Here is a 19,442-nt window from a genome sequence, read left to right on the forward strand (position 1 = left end):
TTTGATAATCAATTTTTGTAAGGGCAATAATAGAATCGAACGGTCCATTTTGGATAGAATCAATGATTTAACTGGTCAGTCTAATCGAAAAAACAGTCAAACAAGTGTGTCATCTAACATTTTTGCGGAAGTAATAAACAAAAAGTTTCTTGAACTAACTCAAATGAGGTAATTGCGGAATGGATATAACATTAAAGTATAAAAACCTTTTTTTAATTCTTGGCAAATGGATTATTTTTGGAAGTATAATTGGTATAGTTGTCGGTTCGACAACAAATTTTCTTTTAGAAACAAATGATTATCTAGGAGATGATATACGAGCAAAAAGAGATTGGCTTATCTTCCTTCTCCCCTTTGGAGGACTTATCTTAGGATACATATATATGAAATACGGAAAGGTATTTTTGAATAATACTTTGAATGACACTGCTGAATTAAATAATCTAGTGATAGACGCAGTTCATGGGAAAAAAGAGGTGCCACGGAGAATGGGGCCAATCGTCTATTTTGGAACCTTTTTAACAGTTCTTTTTGGTGGTTCAACCGGAAGAGAAGGAGCAGCTGTCCAAATGGGAGGAAGTGTAGCTGCAGCAGTAAACAAATTCTTTAAAGTAAACAGATTCGACACTAAAATTTTTATTATGTGTGGTATAAGTGCTGGTTTTGGTGCTGCCTTTGGAGCTCCCATAACAGGTGCAGTTTTCGGGATGGAAATGGCTGCTTTAGGAAAGCTGAAATTTGAAGCACTTGTCCCTTGTCTTGTGGCTAGCTTTGTTGGTCACTTTATAACGACAGCAGCTTGGGGACATGAACACGCAGAATTTATTATACAAAGTGTACCAGAATTATCTGTTATTACGTTTCTAAAAGTTATTCTTGCTTCTGTTATTTTCAGTCTATTAAGTGTTTTATACTGTCAGTTGAGACATGGGATACAAAAATTATCAGAGAAGCTTTTCAAGAAAAACCATATGAAAAGAGCCTTTGTTGGAGGAATGATCATTGTGGCATTAACGCTAATAGTTGGTTCACAAGATTACAATGGTCGAGGCTTAGATATGTTAGAGCAATCTTTTAAAGAAGACGTTCCTCCCTTTGCTTTCCTGGCCAAGCTGGTATTTACGTCGATCACTCTTGGAACTGGCTTTGTAGGTGGAGAGGCTATACCTTTATTTTTTATGGGGGCAACATTAGGGAATACCTTACATACATTCATGGATTTACCTATGTCATTTCTCGCTGCATTAGGATTAATTGCTGCTTTTTGTGGCGGTGCTAATACGCCTATAGCAGCTTTCCTATTGGCAATGGAGATGTTTGATGGTAAAGGACTAGAGTACTTTTTTGTTGCTTGTATCGTTAGTTATCTGTTTTCTGGACATCATGGGCTATGGCCTTCTCAAAAAATATATGAACCTAAGAGTAGGTTATATAATATCCCCCGCGGAGAAACCATTGAAAATGTTGAAAAAAAGAAAAAACTTTAGAAAATTAGACGTAAAAAAGGCAATATGCTGCCGTTTTAGTTTCGTACTATTATGGTTCTAGTTATATAAAGACACTTCACTACAGAATATTTACTTGCAAAACGGTATATTACTTTTTCACCATTCCTTGTATATGTCTCGATTTATTCTACTTCTATTGAGATCGAGTATGGTTAACTTTTGAAGAATAGAGAATAAAGTAAAGGATATAATCCACAATAAAAACAGTGCAATTGATATCAAACATGTAGCATTGATATATTGTTTGAAAAGAGGGGATGTTTTTGGATTTACACTTCATATGGAAAGCTATTGTAGTCGTCGTTGGAGGAGTCCTTATTTTGCGGTTAGCTGGAAGAAAATCAATCTCACAGCTTACGGTTGCTCAGACTGTCATAATGATAGCTGTTGGGTCATTGATTATTCAACCTGTTAGCGACAGAAACATTTGGATTACAATGGTGATTACATTTCTAATGGTGAGTACACTTCTCTTTATTGAGTATATCGTTTTGAAATCGAATGCTCTAGAAACCTTTATATACGGAAAATCACTTATGGTAGTCGAAAACGGCCAAGTTAATGAAAGCAATTTGAAAAAGCTGCGGTTAACAGTCGATATGCTTGAAGTAAGAATGAGACAACAAAACATCCAGCATTTTACTGATTTACAATGGGCTACAATAGAATCGAACGGTCAGTTAGGATATATGTTAAAGTCTGATAAACAATACGCTACTAAAGAGGATATTCAGATGCTGAAATCGCTGATTGAATCAAATCAATCTAATCCTCCGAATGGAAAATCAACAACTCAAGCAATTGTGTCAGATAACATTTTTACTGAGGTTAAAAACAGAAAGCATAAAGAAAAACCTAAAGTGAATCTTGATTAAGAGCAATGATAAATGATTTCAACTAGGGCATGATATTTTACATTATTTGTAAAAGGATATTCTTCAGGAGAATTTTTGGTTCGACTACGTCTTTCCTCTTGGAGATAACAGGAAAACGGAATCTTTGTTTTTCCTGTTATGTCAATTGTCTACGTTTAAAAAATATAATATTTTATAGATTACCATCGGATAAATTTACCCTACTCAACCTCATTTACTTATGGTACGGTTCCCCGTAATGTATGTAAACACAAATTTCTATTTGACCATAAAGTATATATCAGCATTTAAATAGAAAGCACCAAGCTTAAATGGTATATAAAGAATGAGATAAAACCCTCTAAATCGTAGCCAACCGCAAACATTATTCCCAATTGGAATGTTATTCTGCTTAACCAAGTCGGTGTTTCAGTTACTTTTATCGGATAAATCGAATAAATATATGAACCGAGAGTAACACTACACATAAAACTAATGTGGGGTAATAATGACATGAAACAGATTATTCTTTGGTCACTCTTGATATTGCCTTGGGCGTCCTTGTTTTTTTTGAAAATGGATACTGTACGCAGGTACATGCCGGTCGCTCTATTTATGACCGTTATTCATACCTTGGCATATCAAGCGGCCTACCATTACGGATGGTGGAAAGAGACAGGTTCCAGTCTGTTCGGGTGGGATAAAGTCGTCCCGGTTCCTTGGGTGTATGGAGCATATTTAGTTATAGTTATCTGGATATTCCGCTTTACTTTCGGGAAATTTTGGATGTATTTGACTGTCAATATACTTTTGGACGGGTTATTTATGTACATCGTTTACCCGGTATGGCAACGGATGGGGCTTGTTTCGAGTGAATCGACTTTGTCTACAATAGCTATTGTTGCTATGATGGTCGGTTTTGCGTTTATCATCTATCTGTATCAACTGTGGCAGGACGAAGTGTTCAAACAGCCTAAAGCGAAACTCAAAAATGACCAAGAACTGACTTAGCGTCCCCTTCATTGGAGAAGGAAAGCAAAGTAACCGAAAACATGGAGATTTCCGAGTCGAAGACTTGTCCACGTTGACTTCACAATAGTGATAATCTTGCTCCACAGACTGTACGAAGCAGTAGATTCGCACATTCTTCATTGGTTTGGCCAGCACCTTGCTAGGCCTTTTTTTTGCGAAGATGGCCGCAGCTGTGATAATCAGTGCATTTACCACAAGGATTCTCCTCTGAATCAAATGATACCCCTTGCTTATGCCTCTATTTATGATACGGTTCCCCTCGATTGATCTTGAAGGCTCGATAGATCTGCTCTACGAGAATCAATCGCATAAGTTGATGAGGAAAGGTCATTCTAGAAAAAGATAATTGGTCATTGGCTCTATTTAATACTGCTTCACTTAATCCTAAAGATCCTCCGATCACAAATGCAATTTTAGATTTCCCATAAGTTGCGAGCTGATCTAGATTCTTAGCAAGCTGCTCTGACGTCTTTTGTTTGCCTTCAATAGCGAGCGCGATAACATGGACATCTTGCCCGATCTTTGCAAGGAGACGTGAGCCTTCCGCATCTTTCACCTTCACCATTTCATTCTCACTCAACTGCTCAGGCGCTTTTTCGTCAGGGACTTCAATCACATCGATTTTTGCATAGGGACCAATTCGTTTTACATATTCAGCGATTCCTTGCTTCAAATACTTCTCTTTCAATTTTCCTACGGTAATGATTTGTATATTCACAGGTTGTCCACCTCTATAAACACGTTATCCACAAAACTTATCCACATATACACATTTTCTATCCACATTCTGTATAGGAACATTAGTTTGACACCATATATATGGCGTTATTTTCGCAATATTCACAGGTTGTGGATAATTGTTCTGCTTTTGTGAGTTCTTTCATTTCTGGTGAAGTTTCATATTCATCGACAATGATATCTAGTGCAAGTTCAACATGTTCTTTGCAGCATGCGATCACTTCTTATCACTTCCTTGCGTTATTTTCCATATAAGACTAGTGTAGCACAATCGGTTTTCTTGCATGAAAAAGGGAGAGTTCAATTACTCTCCCGTTCCTTCTGCTTCACCTAATGTCATCGTTGTCGTTTTCTTTTCTCCTTCACGATAATACGTAATTTCCATATCCTCGTCAATTTCCTTGTTTGAATACAGATGTTTTCGTAACTCTGCTGGTGATCCAACTTTTTCCCCATCAAGCTCGACAATGACATCAAATTCTTTCAAACCAGCTTTCCCTGCTGGGGAGTTCCCTTGGACACCCATGATGACGACACCTTGATTAATATCGTTCGGAATTTTAAGCGTTTGTTCCCTATGATAACGTGAGACTTGCGCTAGTGGTGCAATTTCAACTCCCATATATGGACGTAAAACCTTACCGTGGCTTTCGAGATCGCCAATGATTGGCCTAGCAACATCTGAAGGGATTGCAAATCCGATTCCTTCTACTGATTGCTGAGCTATCTTCATCGAATTGATACCAATCACTTGACCTTTTATATTGATTAAAGCACCGCCACTGTTTCCTGGATTGATTGCTGCATCCGTCTGAATGACTTCAGCCTGCCAATCAGGTTGACCATCTTGATTTGGATCGACCCCAATCGTACGATCAGCAGCGCTTACAATGCCTTGTGTTACTGTGCCCGGAAAGTTTCCGAGAGGGTTTCCGATTGCTATCGCCGGTTCCCCTGGTTTCAAGTTGCTTGAACTCCCAAATACCGCGACTTCCTTAATTTTGTTTCCATCAACCTGCAAAACGGCCAAATCCATAATTTGATCGGATCCTAGCAGTTCAGCTTCTAATTTAGTTCCATCAGCTAATGCTATTTCGATTTGGCTCGCCTTCGCTACTACGTGTGCATTCGTAACCACAAAAGCTTTTCCACCTTCTTTTTTATAGATGACCCCGGACCCTACTCCAGTAGGGTTTTCTTGTGAAAACATGCTGGACTTTTGGATATTCTCTACTTCGACTACAGCCCCTTGTGCTTTTTCCACAGCTTCTGTTATAGCTGTATTGACATCCACATTCACCGTTTCATTAGTCACATTTTGTTCTGTATCTCCAGCGGCATCCTTATTGGGATTCATCTTAAGATCACCTGAAAATAAACCGAAGTCAGTTGCAAAAATGACTAAAAGAGCACCAAGCAAAACCCCGGTTAAACCCATTAGAAAACTTCTTGATTTTTTCCCCTTAGATTTTTGAGGATTACGATAGTCGTGATCATAGTAACCCATTTATCTCATCATCCCTTTCAGTTATAATTGTTATTCCCATTATAAACAAAAAAACCGCCAGTTATCGGAATTTGGGTGATTTTTGACATTTGTCAACCACTTACTATATTTCCGTCACTGAAGGTTTTTAAACGGTGTTCTCTATACAGTTGTAAGATCTGTAGGCACTTCTGCATCGGTATCATAAAGGGCGAATTTTTCACCAATTTCAAAACCGCGTTTTTCTAAGGTTTGCTGTACCGACATCCTAGCGAGATCTTTCATATTGTTATCTTTGCTTAAATGAGCCAGATAGATACGACGTGTTTTGTCACCGATGATTTCTGCAAGAGCTTCACCTGCATCTTCATTGGACACATGCCCTTGATCCCCGAGAATCCTACGTTTTATATTCCAAGGATATTTCCCCATCATCAACATATCGATATCGTGATTGGATTCAAAGATGATCATATCCGAGTCTTTTACAGTTCCTTTGATGCGATCACTGACATAACCCATATCGGTTGCAAGGGTCATTTTCTTGTCTCCATGATGGAAAACATAGAATTGGGGTGATGCGGCGTCATGTGAAACGCCAAATGATTCGACATCTAGATCACCGAAGGTTTGTACGCGATCACACTCAAAGTGAAATTTCAAATCCGTAGGAATTTTGCCGATTTGATTTTCCATAGCAAGCCATGTTTTTTCATTGGCGTAGATAGGCAGTTTGAAACGTCGTGATAGAATCCCTAATCCTTTGATATGATCACTATGTTCATGCGTTACGAGAATTCCATCAAGGAACTTCGGATCACGATTGATTTTTTTAAACAACGATTCTATTTTCTTTCCGCTTAGCCCGACATCGACAAGCAAACGGCTTGAATCGGTTTCGACATAACATGCGTTTCCTGTGCTACCACTGGCTAAAACACTGAATCTCACGTTATTCCTCACTTTCTTCTACATCTTCTTCAAGGGAGATGGGAGATGAATCTGTGGCATCCACTATCAATTCTTGATTTTCCGTCACGATATGCCAGCTTGGAACGAATAATTTATAGCCCCCGTTAAGGTAGAAAGTGTAATAGACAGGTTTGATGTCTTTTAACTTCGTCCCATACGGGATGGCTTCGACTAAAAGAGCTTCTTCAGCTGTAATCAACTTCTGTACTTTTTCTTCTTTTTTTATTTGCATCGAGGTAAGATTATAACTTGTAATCTCTTCTTCTTCAACCGAAATTTCAATGAGACCTGTCAAATTACCTTGAGAAATGGAATCGTTGAAATAAAAAGGTATTTCCTCTTGATGCTGTCTGAAAATATGAAGCTTCCTTTTGTCATCGTATCTCCAATATTGATATTGATCAGCATTCGGTACATAACCCTTGATGAACGTCTGAAGTTGTTCTTTGGCATCACTGTGCGAGGAAAGTGGGTACGGTTCCTTCAATTTTGAATGGATGACTTTATCAGACAAAACACTGATTTCCTGATTCTTGTTTTTATTGGTGAATTCCGCTACCGATTGTTCATCAAATAATGTAGCTGTACCGCTTACAACATAAAGCTCTTTTGGAATTTCCGGATATTCTTCTTCAAAATCGATTTTATCAACCAGCTTATTCAACGTTTCTTCCTCAATAGTATCGAACTCCGGATTTATTTTCTCATAAAATTCAGTTCCTAGATAGACATTCAAAATCAGGAAGGAGAATATGAAAATGGTTTTTATATTTTTCCAATCCATAAGTTACCCTCCTTGCTCGGATAAAGGCTCATCTTTTGGAAAATTCACTCTTCTCCAATCCTTTACCCAAGATGACTTATAATACCATGCAGGTTCCAGAGAAAATAAAGTATCACTTTCTGCAGGGCGAAGGACATATCCAATCGTTATATCTGTAATGTCTTCAGGGTTGGGGACCGCAGATAAAGCTTCAATGACTTCAGACCCTTTTTCCAAAACGTCCAATGGAGGGTTGATTTCTGTAGGATCCTTCAAATACGTAAGCGAACGCCTGTACTCATCGGCTTGATTGGCTGTCCATTTCAAGTTGATTTCTCCGATAGAATTGAAATTATTCAAGACAGGAAATCCGTTTATGATCATCTGATACGCAATCTCCGTTTGACTGTTGGTTGTTTCGTCATCAATAGTTGAATCGTTATAGTAGTACAGGTGATACTTATCAGTCCAACCTGCATGGTTATTGATAAAATCAAGGCTTTGAATGATCGGGTTTTGTCTCATCACATTATCTTGACTATTCCAGTTGCTGTTATAGGTGAATTTATTCTCGTTTTCATAATAAGCGATGAAACTTTTTGATTTACCATAAAGGATTCTATCCTCCATGTGCTCCGTAACAACATTACTTGGTAATAGAGCTCTTACGAATAAATTAATATCTAATTGGTAGGCTCGGTATAAATAAGTATCTATCTTTAATTTATCAACTGGCAGATAAAACGGCCATTTATTCTCTCCCAGTTCAAATGGTTCTACCTGAGCCGTATTCTGGGAACTAATCATTTTATCGATCGATGTTTTAATCTTATTATCAGACAACTGAAATTGATAGGCAACGCGCTCCTTCAGTTGATCGAGTTCATATGGATTCCCTTCAGGTTCAAAAATGAATTGCAAATTCCATTCTCCATCCGTTTCGAAAACCCTTAATCGTTTGACATTGCCTTTTTTATTTTCAAATGGATTATCCTTACTGAATTGGAATGTTTCCTTCAATACGTCTACTGGAATACCAGTAGGATAGATGATATCAACGCCATCTGATGGAATGTCCGCTTTATATTCAACTGGTTTTTTATTATTATTACTGATCAATAAAGTCGATTGTAATCGATCATAGATTTCATTCTGATCTTTTGAATAGGACCAATAATGTTCTCCACCCTTGTGAAGGACAATTTTTCTTGGCTGGATGATATTCGCTAACTTTTCCGACTTGCCGTCCTCATCTTGAGGGATTTTCGTTTCAATGGTTGCTTCGTTTTCAAGCACTTTATTATTTGGAGTAAAGGTCCACAAATTATAGGTCAAGAAAATACTGAGTATAATAAGAAGAGTCAACAAGACCGTCTTGATAAATTCAATTTTGTTCCATATAGCAGAATAGGATTTTTTCAGTTGACGGGTGAATCTCTTCATTAGCATTACTCTTTTGCCTCCCTGGTATAGTGAGTAGGGAGTGTCACATGGATGGTCGTTCCTTTCCCATACTCGCTTTCGGCCCAGATTTCCCCTTTGTGGGCTTTGACCACTTCACTCGCAATTGCCAGACCTAATCCTGTACCTCCAATTTCACGAGAGCGAGCTTTGTCGACACGATAGAATCGATCGAATACTTTCGTAAGGTTCTGCTTTGGAATTCCGACCCCTTCATCTCTTATGCTGATATGGATTTTCGTAGCTTCTTTCTGGAGTCGGAAAATCACCTTACCGCCATCTGGCGAATACTTTAATGCGTTGGATATGATATTATCCAGTACTTGAATGATCTTGTCCGGGTCAACCCGTACTGGCAACGGCTTATCATATAGGTGTTTTTCAAATGTTATCTTTTCACTTTTGGACATCTCAAAACGATCGATCACTTGTTGCATTAATTCAGTTAAATTGACTTTCTGGAAATTTAGCTGATTGTCTTTGTTATCCATTTTTGACAATTGAAGAAGGTCTGTGACAAGCCGGATCATCCGTTCTGTTTCCGTTTGAGTAACATTCAAAAACTTTGGTGCGAGATTTTTATCTTGCCATGCACCTTCAGCCAATGCTTCTAGATAGCTCCTCATCGTTGTCAATGGAGTTCTTAGTTCATGCGAAACATTCGATACGAACTCTCTGCGTTCCTTTTCAATCTGTTCCTGTTCGGTTACATCATGCAAGACGGTGATAATCCCATTTACAGGTCCATCATCTTTTTGGATTACGGAAAAGCTTGCTCGGATAATGAAAGGGACTTCTTTCGAGCTGTAGTCTAGTATTAACGAGCTTGGTGATTCCTCTAATTGTTCAATGGAGAAATCTTCTTCTACACCCAAGATTTCCGGTAAAAACCTGCCCATTGCTTCATGCCGGGATAAAGATAACATTTCTTCAGCACGGTCATTCATAAGGATGATATATCCATCTCGATCAGTTGCCATTACACCATCGGTCATATAGGAAAGGACAGAACGCAACTTTGTCCTTTCGCTTTCCGTGATTTCGTTAGCCTCTTGCAACTTTTGAGTTAAATCATTAAAGGACGCTGCAAGTTGACCAATTTCGTCCTGATCATATACCCTTACCTTACGTGTGAAATCTCCTCTCGCCATGACTTTCGCCTGCTTCTGCATATCTGCTAAAGGCCTGGTGATCGTCCGGGCAAGAATGATGCCTAATACTGCAGTTATTGCCAGGGCAATAATTGTCGCATTTGCTAGAATTTCGTTGAGTGTTTGGGATAATTCGTATATTTCTTCAATTGATGCCTGGATATATATAGCACCTAATATTTCTCCATTTGGCTCATTTATGATAGGTTGCGTAACGACATAAATACGATCCCCATCATCATTTTGATAAATATCGTTCGTGCTCGAACCGAGAAGTGCTTGGGAAATTTCAGGATGTGAGGCTTTTTTTCCGATCTGCTCCTCATCATTCGCCCCTATGATTTGCAAATCCGTATTGACCACCCATAATCGATCCATATCCTTAATTGAAAAATCACTGATAAGCGAAGCTAACTTTTGTTTAGGCTCTTCTTTTTCTGGCTCAGTCATCAGTCTTTCCAGTTCTTCTTCCAAAGTAGCCTCAATCATGCTGGCGTTCTCGTCGACATTTTTCGTGAAGTTCTCCTTCAGTTTATCTTCTTGCCGCTCCATAAAAAGAACGCCAATGACTTGCATGGCGATTATGATAAGAAGTATATAAACCACAACAAATTTAAAATGTATTGATTTAAAGAAGCCAACCTTTTTCATTGAATTACTCCTGATCTGGATTTCTTAGGTAATACCCTACTCCTCGTCTTGTGATGATCCACATCGGATGACTCGGATTGTCCTCCACTTTTTCTCTAAGACGACGAACGGTTACGTCTACGGTACGAACATCACCAAAATAATCATATCCCCACACCGTCTGAAGCAGATGTTCACGGGTCATGACTTGTCCTGTATGTTTCGCCATATAATGCAACAACTCAAATTCACGATGAGTCAACTCGATCGTTTCCCCGCGCTTTGTGACAAGATAGGCTTCAGGATGGATCGTCAACGCACCAATCTTAATTTCACTGGTACCATCAAGGCCTTCACGCTCACCTTCTTGTTGATGACGGCGCATGTTCGCTTTCACACGGGCGATGAGTTCGCGCGTACTGAACGGTTTTGTCACGTAATCATCTGCGCCAAGCTCTAATCCTAAAACTTTATCAATTTCAGAATCTTTTGCTGTGAGCATGATGATCGGCATGTCATACTTTTTCCGAAGTTCACGGCAAACTTCCATGCCATCCTTTTGTGGAAGCATGATATCAAGAAGAATCATATCCGGCATTTCTTCTTCTACTTTTTCAAGTGCGGTTGCACCATCATAAGCACAAACAACTTCAAATCCTTCTTTTTCTAAATTGAATTGTAAAATATCTGCAATCGGCTTTTCATCATCTACAACTAAGATTTTCTTATCCATATACTTGGTCTCCTTTTCATATAAAGAAACTTTCTTTAAAGGTAAGTTAAAACCAATTCAATTTCATGTATTTCGTTATTTTTTGTTTTCATAGTTTTCACTTATTTTACCACACAATACGGTAATGAGGAAATTTACACTTTTTTATCTTATTTATACAAAAACCTCCAGCAGGATTACCTGCCAGAGGTGATTGATTATTGACTGACATAATTCAGTGGATTTTGCAGCGCACCGTTTTTATAAAGTTCAAAATGAAGGTGAACGCCTGTTGAATTTCCTGTTGAGCCCATTACTCCAATTTTTTGTCCTTTTTTGACAGTTTCTCCTGGAGATACACTTATCGAAGCAAGATGAGCGTATATCGTTTTGAACCCGTTATTGTGGTTGATCACGATTTTATTTCCATATCCACCAGTTGTGAAGCCTGCAGATACGACTTTCCCATTATCTGCAGCAAGAATGGAACGATTGCTTGGTCCTGCAATATCAATTCCTTTATGATCCCTTCCCCAACGTTGTCCTTTATGGCTGGTGACTTTTCCTCCGACAGTCGGCCAGTGAAATGACCCTGTCCCATGGGACGGAATCTCTTTCGTACCTTTAAGCTTAATTTCTTTTACTGGTTCAGAAAGGATTTTCTTATCCAGCACTTTTTCATCAGTCACTTTTCCATTTGTTTTTGTAATGGCATATTGAACACTCTTCTTGCCATCTTTACCTTTTTGTTTGATTTTTGTTTTGCCCTTCAGAAGTGAATCGTCTTCTTTTACATCTGTTTCATGATCGATCGTATACTTTTTCGTCAATCTTTCTTTGACGATTACTTGAGCATAGGGCTCGTAAGCCAATACGATCAGTTCTTGTCCTTCTTTCACTTTATCCTCTTTATTCAGCTTAGGATTCAACTCATATAATTTTTCCTGATTGAGATCGAATTTTTTTACAATAGATCCGATCGTATCATCTTTTTTAACTTCATAATTCTGTTTTTCCAGAGTTCCTTTTTCAAAACGAGATAAAGCATCATCAGGATCCGTCAGCTCATGTGATTTTACTTTCACTGGGTCAATGTTTGCTTTTTGGTCGAAGGAGACACTTAGAACTTTATCCTCTTTTTTTGTATCTTCTTTCTTTTCATCACTATCTTCTTTTTCCAATCGATCGAGTGTTTTTTCATCTGTATATTCTAGCTTTATGTCACGGAGTACTTGTTGAGCTTCTTCCTCGTTCTTGAAGTAGCCAAGTGTATTTCCCTCAAATGATATTTTCACACCTTGAATGCCAATAGTAAACCGGTCTTCAAGTTTTTGTTTGATGGATGCATGATTTACATCAGGGTTGAAGATTCTTTCAGGAACGTACTGAACATTTTCGTTCACAGTCACCTGTACATCCTTGAAACGATCTTCAGCTTTCTTTTGAATATCTCTTTTAATGTCTTCTACGACACTCTTCTCATTTACAAGTCCAATATTCTCACCATCCACATACACATGGTAAACCGTTTTGATCAGTTCAAAGCGATCGTCTGATGCGTAAGTAGTAGCAGTGAAACCTAAAAACCCAAATACAATTACTAACACTGTCTGTAAAGCGAATTTTTGCTTCCGCCAATTTCTAGATCTATTAATCCTACTATTCCCCATACCCAAATCCTTTTGTCGCCTCCTACTATGTATTTTCCTTTTATTTAGTCATTTGATAACATGACTTTCTATCTATTTAAAGAGTTGACACCGCTATAAACTTTATCATATATCTAAAAAATCCGACAATATATTACATAATATTGTAATGAAAATGTAGCCTTATCGTAAAAACCTTTCCAGTTTATGGGTATATTTGGTGATGGGTGTAAAAAAATGCAATAAAAAAAGCATGATAAAAGCTTCATGCATGATTGTGAATGGTGGCTCGAGACGGAATCGAACCGCCGACACGAGGATTTTCAGTCCTCTGCTCTACCGACTGAGCTATCGAGCCATATTGGAAGTATGAAATTGTCCGTCGGTTCCCTGTCCCTTTCTCTACAAGTTAATGCTGACGCTGTTTCTGCGTCGGGACAACTCGCTGATCCTTCAACGATGAACCGCTCGTGACTGAGCTATCGAGCCATATTGGAAGTATGAATTTGTCCGTTATTTATGAGGTATTTAAATGGCGGACCCGACCGGATTCGAACCGGCGATCTCCTGCGTGACAGGCAGGCATGTTAACCCCTACACCACGGGTCCTTATAATTTAGAGTCCCTACAAAAGAAATGGTGAGCCATGAAGGACTCGAACCTTCGACCCTCTGATTAAAAGTCAGATGCTCTACCGACTGAGCTAATGGCTCTCGTAGCATATTCACCCTGTGTCCTTTCCTCTACACGTGCATCCTTCCGTTGTAGGCTGCGTCAGGACAACAAAATAAATAGTATCATGTAATCTAGTAAAATACAATAAAAATTCGACAAGTTTTGTCGTACTTTTATTTATTGTTCATAATTGAGAATTTTGATGTGTCATCCCCTTATAATTTATCAACGGAAACCAACGGGGCGACAAGATCTGGAAATATTTCGCTCTCCCACTACCTATGACACAAAAATACCAGGTATCCTTTTGGATACCTGGTTGAAATTTCAAGAAAAATAATTTTCTGTGATTATGCAAATACGCCTCTTACCATATTCGTCTGCTTACGATCTGGACCTACTGAGAAAATCGACAATGGAATTCCTGTTAATTGTGAAATCCGTTCAATATAGTGACGTGCGTTTTCTGGAAGTTCGTCTAATGAACGTACCCCTGTGATGTCCTCTGTCCAACCTGGCATTTCTTCATAAACAGGTTCACATTCTGCCAACACTTTCAAGCTTGCAGGAAACTCTTCCATCACTTCGCCTTTATATTGATACGCTGTACAGATCTTCAACGTTTCGATACCTGTCAAAACATCAATCGAGTTCAGTGACAAGTCCGTAATTCCACTTACACGTCGTGCATGCCGGACAACTACACTGTCAAACCAGCCTACACGTCTTGGTCGTCCTGTAGTCGTTCCGTATTCATTACCGACTTCACGGATCTGGTCTCCGGTTTCATCATGAAGTTCTGTCGGGAATGGTCCATCTCCAACTCGTGTGGTGTACGCTTTGGATACACCGACAACGTGATGGATCTTTGATGGTCCCACACCTGAACCAATCGTAACTCCACCAGCTATGGGATTGGATGATGTGACGAATGGATATGTTCCTTGATCAATATCAAGCATGACACCTTGAGCTCCTTCAAAAAGGACCCGGCGCCCGTTATCAAGTGCATCATTCAAGGTAACTGAAGTGTCGGTCACGTATTTTGCAATTTGCTGACCATATTCATAGTATTCATCGAGGATGTCTTCTAATTTCAATCCCTCAACTTCATATACTTTTTCAAATAATCGGTTTTTTTCGCGTAAATTACGCTCAAGTTTTTCTGCGAATTCTTCCTTATCCAGAAGATCTGCGATTCGGATACCTGTACGAGCTGCTTTATCCATATATGCAGGCCCGATCCCTTTTTTCGTTGTACCGATTTTGTTTTCGCCTTTGCTTTCTTCCTCTAAAATATCAAGTTTTAAATGATAGGGAAGAATGACATGCGCACGATTGCTGATCCGTAAGTTATCTGTGCTGACGCCTTGATTGTGAAGATATTTCAGTTCTTCCACGATCGCTTTCGGATCGATCACCATTCCATTTCCAATGACACACGTTTTGTTGCCGTAAAAAATTCCAGATGGAATCAAGTGTAGTTTATATTTTTTATCATTGAACACGATGGTATGGCCGGCATTATTTCCGCCCTGATAACGTGCAATAACTTCCGCATCTTGCGATAAATAATCTGTGATTTTTCCTTTTCCTTCGTCTCCCCATTGGGTACCTACTACAACAACAGAACTCATATTTACACCTCCAAGGTTATGTAACAGTTCGTCTATTGCTTTCAAAACAATGCTAAGTGTATCAATTTAACGCACTAATGTCAATAAATCCGAACATTAATGTAATATCTTTTTAATATGTTCGTCATTAGTAAGCCTGATGCTTCTTTTTTTGTAACACGTCGTTATTATCTTTTCCATAATCATAGGTTTTGTTATTCATTTTTTGTTGGTATTCACTCTTTTTCCAACAGGTGATACACAAGACTCCTCACCTGCACATGGATTTCAACACAAAAATGAACCCATTTATGTGTCTGCGATGAGAATATAGCAATGTTCGCGTTCAAACAGAATAAGACAGAGCGCTCGAATCGCTCTGTCTTTATGCCCCAGGCGGCATTTCACTCTCATCGAAACGCCGTTCCAAATTGACGAATTTATTGTATTCTTTTACGAAAGCAAGTTCCACTGTTCCGACTGGCCCATTACGTTGCTTTGCGATGATGATCTCAATGATATCTTTGTTTTCACTTTCCTTATCATAATAATCATCACGATAAAGGAAAGCAATGATATCAGCATCCTGCTCGATACTTCCCGATTCACGTATATCAGACATCATCGGTCTTTTATCCTGTCGAGATTCCACTCCACGCGACAGCTGGGATAGAGAGATGACCGGTACTTCAAGTTCACGCGCCAACCCTTTCAGTGAACGTGAAATTTCCGATACTTCCTGCTGTCGGTTTTCTCCAGACTTTCCACTTCCAAGGATCAATTGCATGTAATCGATAAGAATCATGCCAAGGCCTTTTTCTTGCTTTAAACGACGGCATTTCGCCCGGATATCACTAACACGTACACCAGGTGTATCATCGATATAGATACCGGCATTTGAGAGGCTTCCCATCGCCATCGTGAGCTTTTGCCAGTCTTCAGGCTGCAGATCCCCTGTACGGAGACGCTGTGCATCGATGTTGCCTTCTGCACACAGCATACGCATGACAAGCTGTTCGGCTCCCATCTCCAAACTGAAAATTGCTATATTCTCATCCGTCTTCGTTGCAACGTTTTGTGCGATATTCAACGCAAAAGCCGTTTTACCAACGGATGGACGTGCTGCAACGATGATCAAATCATTTCGTTGGAAGCCAGCCGTGATCCGATCAAGCTCGACGAATCCTGTAGGGATCCCTGTAATATCCCCTTTTTTATTTTGGAGCATTTCGATATTATCGTAGGCTTGGACGAGAACATCTTTTATCGATTTGAATACACCAGTGTTTTTCCGTTGTGCAACTGCAAGTATATTCTTTTCTGCTTCATTTAAAATCTGTTCGACTTCATCTTCACGGGAATAGCCGTTTGCAGCAATGTCTGTTGCTGCACGGATCAATCGTCTAAGCAAAGATTTCTCTTCGACGATTTGCCCGTAATATTCAATATTCGCTGCTGTTGGTACTGAATTGGCAAGATCGCTTAAATACGATACCCCGCCTACTTCCTCCAGAAGCTTACGATCCTGTAGTTCCGATGTGACTGTTACTAGATCAATAGGTTCCCCTTTTTCTGATAAATCGACCATCACAGAGAAAATTCGTTGATGACCTGCCCGATAAAAATCCTCAGGCATCAGGAGCTCTGTTGCAGTCGTCAACGCTTCAGGTTCTAGAAAGACAGCCCCAAGGACTGCCTGTTCTGCTTCAATATTATGAGGAGGGATCCGATCTGAGAAAAGATCACTCATTGCTTTTCCTCCTGTTCATTCAAATTATTTCTGTTCTGTTACATGTACTTTCAATGTAGCTGTCACTTCTGGATGAAGTTTGATAGGTACATTCGTATATCCTAACGACCGGATTGGATCTGAAAGTTCGATTTTCCGCTTATCAACTTTATAGTTCTTCTTTTTCAACTCAGCTGCAATTTGCTTGCTTGTGACTGAGCCGAATAAGCGGCCGCCTTCGCCTGCTTTGGTAGAGAGTTCAATCGTAAGCTTTTCCAACTCATCCTTGAGTTTAACAGCTTCGTGGTGTTCTTCTTCCGCTTGTTTCTTTACACTTTCTTTCTTTTTCTCGAGTGTTTTCAGGTTGCCTTTATTCGCTTCTTTCGCAAGGTTGTTCGGGAATAGGTAGTTACGTGCATACCCTTCCGAAACGTTCTTCACTTCACCTTGTTTTCCTTTACCCTTTACATCTTTAATAAAGATAACCTTCATTCCTCTTCTCCCCCTTCAAAATATTGATCTATGATTTCTTTCAATTGTCGTTCCGCTTCATCAATCGTGGCATCTTCCAATTGTGCTGCAGCATTTGTCAAATGACCGCCGCCATCAAGATTTTCCATGATCATCTGTACATTGACGTCTCCGAGAGAACGTGCACTGATACTGATTTTATCATCGATACGCCTTGATATTACAAACGAGGCCAATACCCCAGACATGGATAGCAGCGTATCCGCAGCCTGGGCTATTAGGACTTGGCCGTATTCTTCATCTTCTTGGCCCTTCGCGATTGCAATTCCACCTTTATAAATGTGGGAGTTCTCAATCAATTTGGAACGTTTCACATACCGCTCGATGTCTTCTTTAAGGAACTTTTGTACAAGAATCGTATCCGCCCCATGAGAGCGTAAGTAAGAAGCCGCATCAAATGTCCTGGAACCCGTCCGTAACGTGAAACTCTTCGTATCTACAATAATACCAGCTAATAAAGCAGTTGCCTCCAGGATTTCCATTTTTCTAAGTTTTGGTTGATATTCTAGTAATTCGGTGACTAGCTCAGCCGTAGACGATGCATAGGGCTCCATGTACACAAGTACCGGATCATCGATGAAATCTTCCCCGCGTCGGTGATGATCGATGACGATCACCTTCTCAAGCTTGTTAACGAGTTTCTCTTCAATGACGAGGGATGGCTTATGGGTATCCACAACAACAAGCAGTGTATTTGGCGTAGCCTGTTCCAGCGCTTCCTCAGGGGTAACAAAGTGTTCCCAAAGCTCTTCTTTTTCTTTAATTTCCTCCAGCAATCGTTGAATGCCGATATCGACATCATTCTGATCCAGTACGACGCTGCATGGCTTTTCGTTGATGGTTGCTACTTTCAATATCCCGATACTGGCTCCCAGAGCGTCCATATCCGGGTTTTTATGACCCATCACTATGACTTGATCGCTATCCAATACAAGCTCTGTGAGAGCGTGTGAGATCACTCGTGCACGTACACGGGTGCGTTTTTCCATTGGATTCGTTTTCCCGCCATAGAAACGCACTTTTCCATTTGTCTGCTTGATCGCAACCTGGTCACCACCGCGTCCTAAAGCAAGATCCAAACTGGATTGTGCGAGCTGTCCAAGTTCAGGTAACATAGCCGAACCGCTGCCGAGACCGATACTCAAGGTCAATGGGATATTCTGTTTCGAAGTAAGGTCTCTCACTTCATCCAATAAAGCGAATTTTGTTTTTTCAAGTTCAGCTAATATCCGTTGATTCAATACAGCTATAAATCGTTCGGAAGAGGTCCCTTTCAGGAAAATACCGTAATCTGTCGCCCATTGATTCAAAATTGAGGTTACTTTACTGTTGATGTTGCTGCGAACCTGATCGTTCATTCCCTGGGTCACTTCATCATAATTATCTAAAAAGATGAGACCGATGACGGTTTGTTCTTCATCATAAAGCCTTTCCACTTCCACTTGTTCTGTGACGTCCGTGAAGTACAACAGCCGCTCTTCCCTCTTCAGATAAACACGGTATTTCCGCTTATTCACCTTAATGATTTCTTCTTTTTCTTCCCCCTTGATGAAGGGTACAAGCTCTTCAGAAATCAGATTAAGCGAATTTCCAATAAAGGACTCCTGTTCAATGATCGTCGTCAAATAAGGATTTGTCCATTCGATTTTATACTGTTCGTCATAAAGGATGATCCCGATCGGCATTTCCATCAGGGCTTCTTCCCCAACTTTTTTCACCCGATGCGAAAGTGTAGTAATATAATCTTCTATATTCGAGCGGAATTCAATTTCCTTTATCAACGCAAAATAAACCGTCACTCCTAGTATGACAAAAGCGACGATACCCATTATCCAATTATAATAGGTGATGATCCCTATGAACATAGCTAAAATTACAAGTAATAAAAGTATATGTAATTCCTGCCATCTCTTTTCAAAAAACTTCGGCATGATG

Annotated in this window: 16 protein-coding genes and 3 tRNA genes; 3 read left to right on the plus strand and 16 right to left on the minus strand. The window is 39.6% G+C overall.

Annotated elements, in window-relative coordinates; genetic code table 11:
- Positions 1-179: 179 nt before the first annotated feature.
- From KOL94_RS16520 to KOL94_RS16530, 3 genes are all read left to right on the plus strand, one after another.
- The gene (locus KOL94_RS16520; protein WP_221567478.1) at positions 180-1,487 is read left to right on the plus strand and encodes a voltage-gated chloride channel family protein; all 1,308 of its coding nucleotides are present in this window, start codon (positions 180-182) and stop codon (positions 1,485-1,487) included.
- Between the two features lie 284 nt (positions 1,488-1,771).
- Positions 1,772-2,383, plus strand: a complete 612-nt coding sequence (locus tag KOL94_RS16525; protein ID WP_221567479.1) for a DUF421 domain-containing protein — start codon at positions 1,772-1,774, stop codon at positions 2,381-2,383.
- Positions 2,384-2,875: 492 nt separating this feature from the next.
- Complete coding sequence (locus KOL94_RS16530) at positions 2,876-3,373, plus strand: hypothetical protein (RefSeq protein WP_221567480.1); 498 nt, start codon at positions 2,876-2,878, stop codon at positions 3,371-3,373.
- Positions 3,374-3,632: 259 nt separating this feature from the next.
- Here the strand turns inward: KOL94_RS16530 and rlmH are convergent, their stop codons facing one another.
- The 16 genes from rlmH to KOL94_RS16610 form a co-directional block, all read right to left on the minus strand.
- Entirely contained in the window at positions 3,633-4,112 is a 480-nt protein-coding gene (gene rlmH, locus KOL94_RS16535) for a 23S rRNA (pseudouridine(1915)-N(3))-methyltransferase RlmH (RefSeq protein ID WP_221567481.1), read from the minus strand.
- 82 nt (positions 4,113-4,194) lie between these two features.
- Positions 4,195-4,353, minus strand: coding sequence for a CxxH/CxxC protein (locus KOL94_RS16540; RefSeq protein ID WP_221567482.1), 159 nt, complete (start codon positions 4,351-4,353; stop codon positions 4,195-4,197).
- 83 nt (positions 4,354-4,436) lie between these two features.
- Positions 4,437-5,639: a S1C family serine protease gene (locus tag KOL94_RS16545; RefSeq protein ID WP_221567483.1), complete on the minus strand. Its 1,203-nt coding sequence runs from the start codon at positions 5,637-5,639 to the stop codon at positions 4,437-4,439.
- 141 nt (positions 5,640-5,780) lie between these two features.
- Complete coding sequence (locus KOL94_RS16550) at positions 5,781-6,569, minus strand: MBL fold metallo-hydrolase (RefSeq protein ID WP_221567484.1); 789 nt, start codon at positions 6,567-6,569, stop codon at positions 5,781-5,783.
- 1 nt (position 6,570) lies between these two features.
- The gene (yycI, locus tag KOL94_RS16555; RefSeq protein ID WP_221567485.1) at positions 6,571-7,374 is read right to left on the minus strand and encodes a two-component system regulatory protein YycI; all 804 of its coding nucleotides are present in this window, start codon (positions 7,372-7,374) and stop codon (positions 6,571-6,573) included.
- A 3-nt stretch (positions 7,375-7,377) separates the two neighbouring features.
- The gene (locus KOL94_RS16560) at positions 7,378-8,802 is read right to left on the minus strand and encodes a YycH family regulatory protein (protein ID WP_221567486.1); all 1,425 of its coding nucleotides are present in this window, start codon (positions 8,800-8,802) and stop codon (positions 7,378-7,380) included.
- Positions 8,802-10,616: a cell wall metabolism sensor histidine kinase WalK gene (walK, locus tag KOL94_RS16565; RefSeq protein ID WP_221567487.1), complete on the minus strand. Its 1,815-nt coding sequence runs from the start codon at positions 10,614-10,616 to the stop codon at positions 8,802-8,804. The genes KOL94_RS16560 and walK overlap by 1 nt, the downstream gene beginning before the upstream one ends.
- A 4-nt stretch (positions 10,617-10,620) precedes the next feature.
- Entirely contained in the window at positions 10,621-11,328 is a 708-nt protein-coding gene (gene yycF, locus KOL94_RS16570) for a response regulator YycF (RefSeq protein WP_221567488.1), read from the minus strand.
- Between the two features lie 197 nt (positions 11,329-11,525).
- A complete protein-coding gene (locus KOL94_RS16575) occupies positions 11,526-12,914 on the minus strand; it encodes a M23 family metallopeptidase (protein WP_221567489.1) in 1,389 nt (462 codons plus the stop codon).
- A 324-nt stretch (positions 12,915-13,238) separates the two neighbouring features.
- Positions 13,239-13,314, minus strand: a tRNA-Phe gene (locus KOL94_RS16580).
- Positions 13,315-13,489: 175 nt separating this feature from the next.
- Positions 13,490-13,565 (minus strand) — tRNA-Asp (locus tag KOL94_RS16585).
- A gap of 28 nt (positions 13,566-13,593) precedes the next feature.
- Positions 13,594-13,669, minus strand: a tRNA-Lys gene (locus KOL94_RS16590).
- Between the two features lie 312 nt (positions 13,670-13,981).
- The gene (locus KOL94_RS16595; RefSeq protein WP_221567490.1) at positions 13,982-15,268 is read right to left on the minus strand and encodes an adenylosuccinate synthase; all 1,287 of its coding nucleotides are present in this window, start codon (positions 15,266-15,268) and stop codon (positions 13,982-13,984) included.
- Positions 15,269-15,632: 364 nt separating this feature from the next.
- Positions 15,633-16,997, minus strand: coding sequence for a replicative DNA helicase (dnaB, locus tag KOL94_RS16600; RefSeq protein WP_221567491.1), 1,365 nt, complete (start codon positions 16,995-16,997; stop codon positions 15,633-15,635).
- A gap of 24 nt (positions 16,998-17,021) precedes the next feature.
- The gene (gene rplI / locus KOL94_RS16605) at positions 17,022-17,468 is read right to left on the minus strand and encodes a 50S ribosomal protein L9 (protein ID WP_221567492.1); all 447 of its coding nucleotides are present in this window, start codon (positions 17,466-17,468) and stop codon (positions 17,022-17,024) included.
- On the minus strand, positions 17,465-19,438 hold the full coding sequence (locus KOL94_RS16610) for a DHH family phosphoesterase (protein WP_221567493.1): 1,974 nt from the start codon (positions 19,436-19,438) through the stop codon (positions 17,465-17,467). Before KOL94_RS16610 ends, rplI begins: the two co-directional genes overlap by 4 nt.
- Positions 19,439-19,442: the final 4 nt, after the last annotated feature.

This window comes from Alkalihalobacillus sp. TS-13, assembly GCF_019720915.1.
In the GTDB taxonomy this organism is placed as follows: domain Bacteria; phylum Bacillota; class Bacilli; order Bacillales; family Fictibacillaceae; genus Pseudalkalibacillus.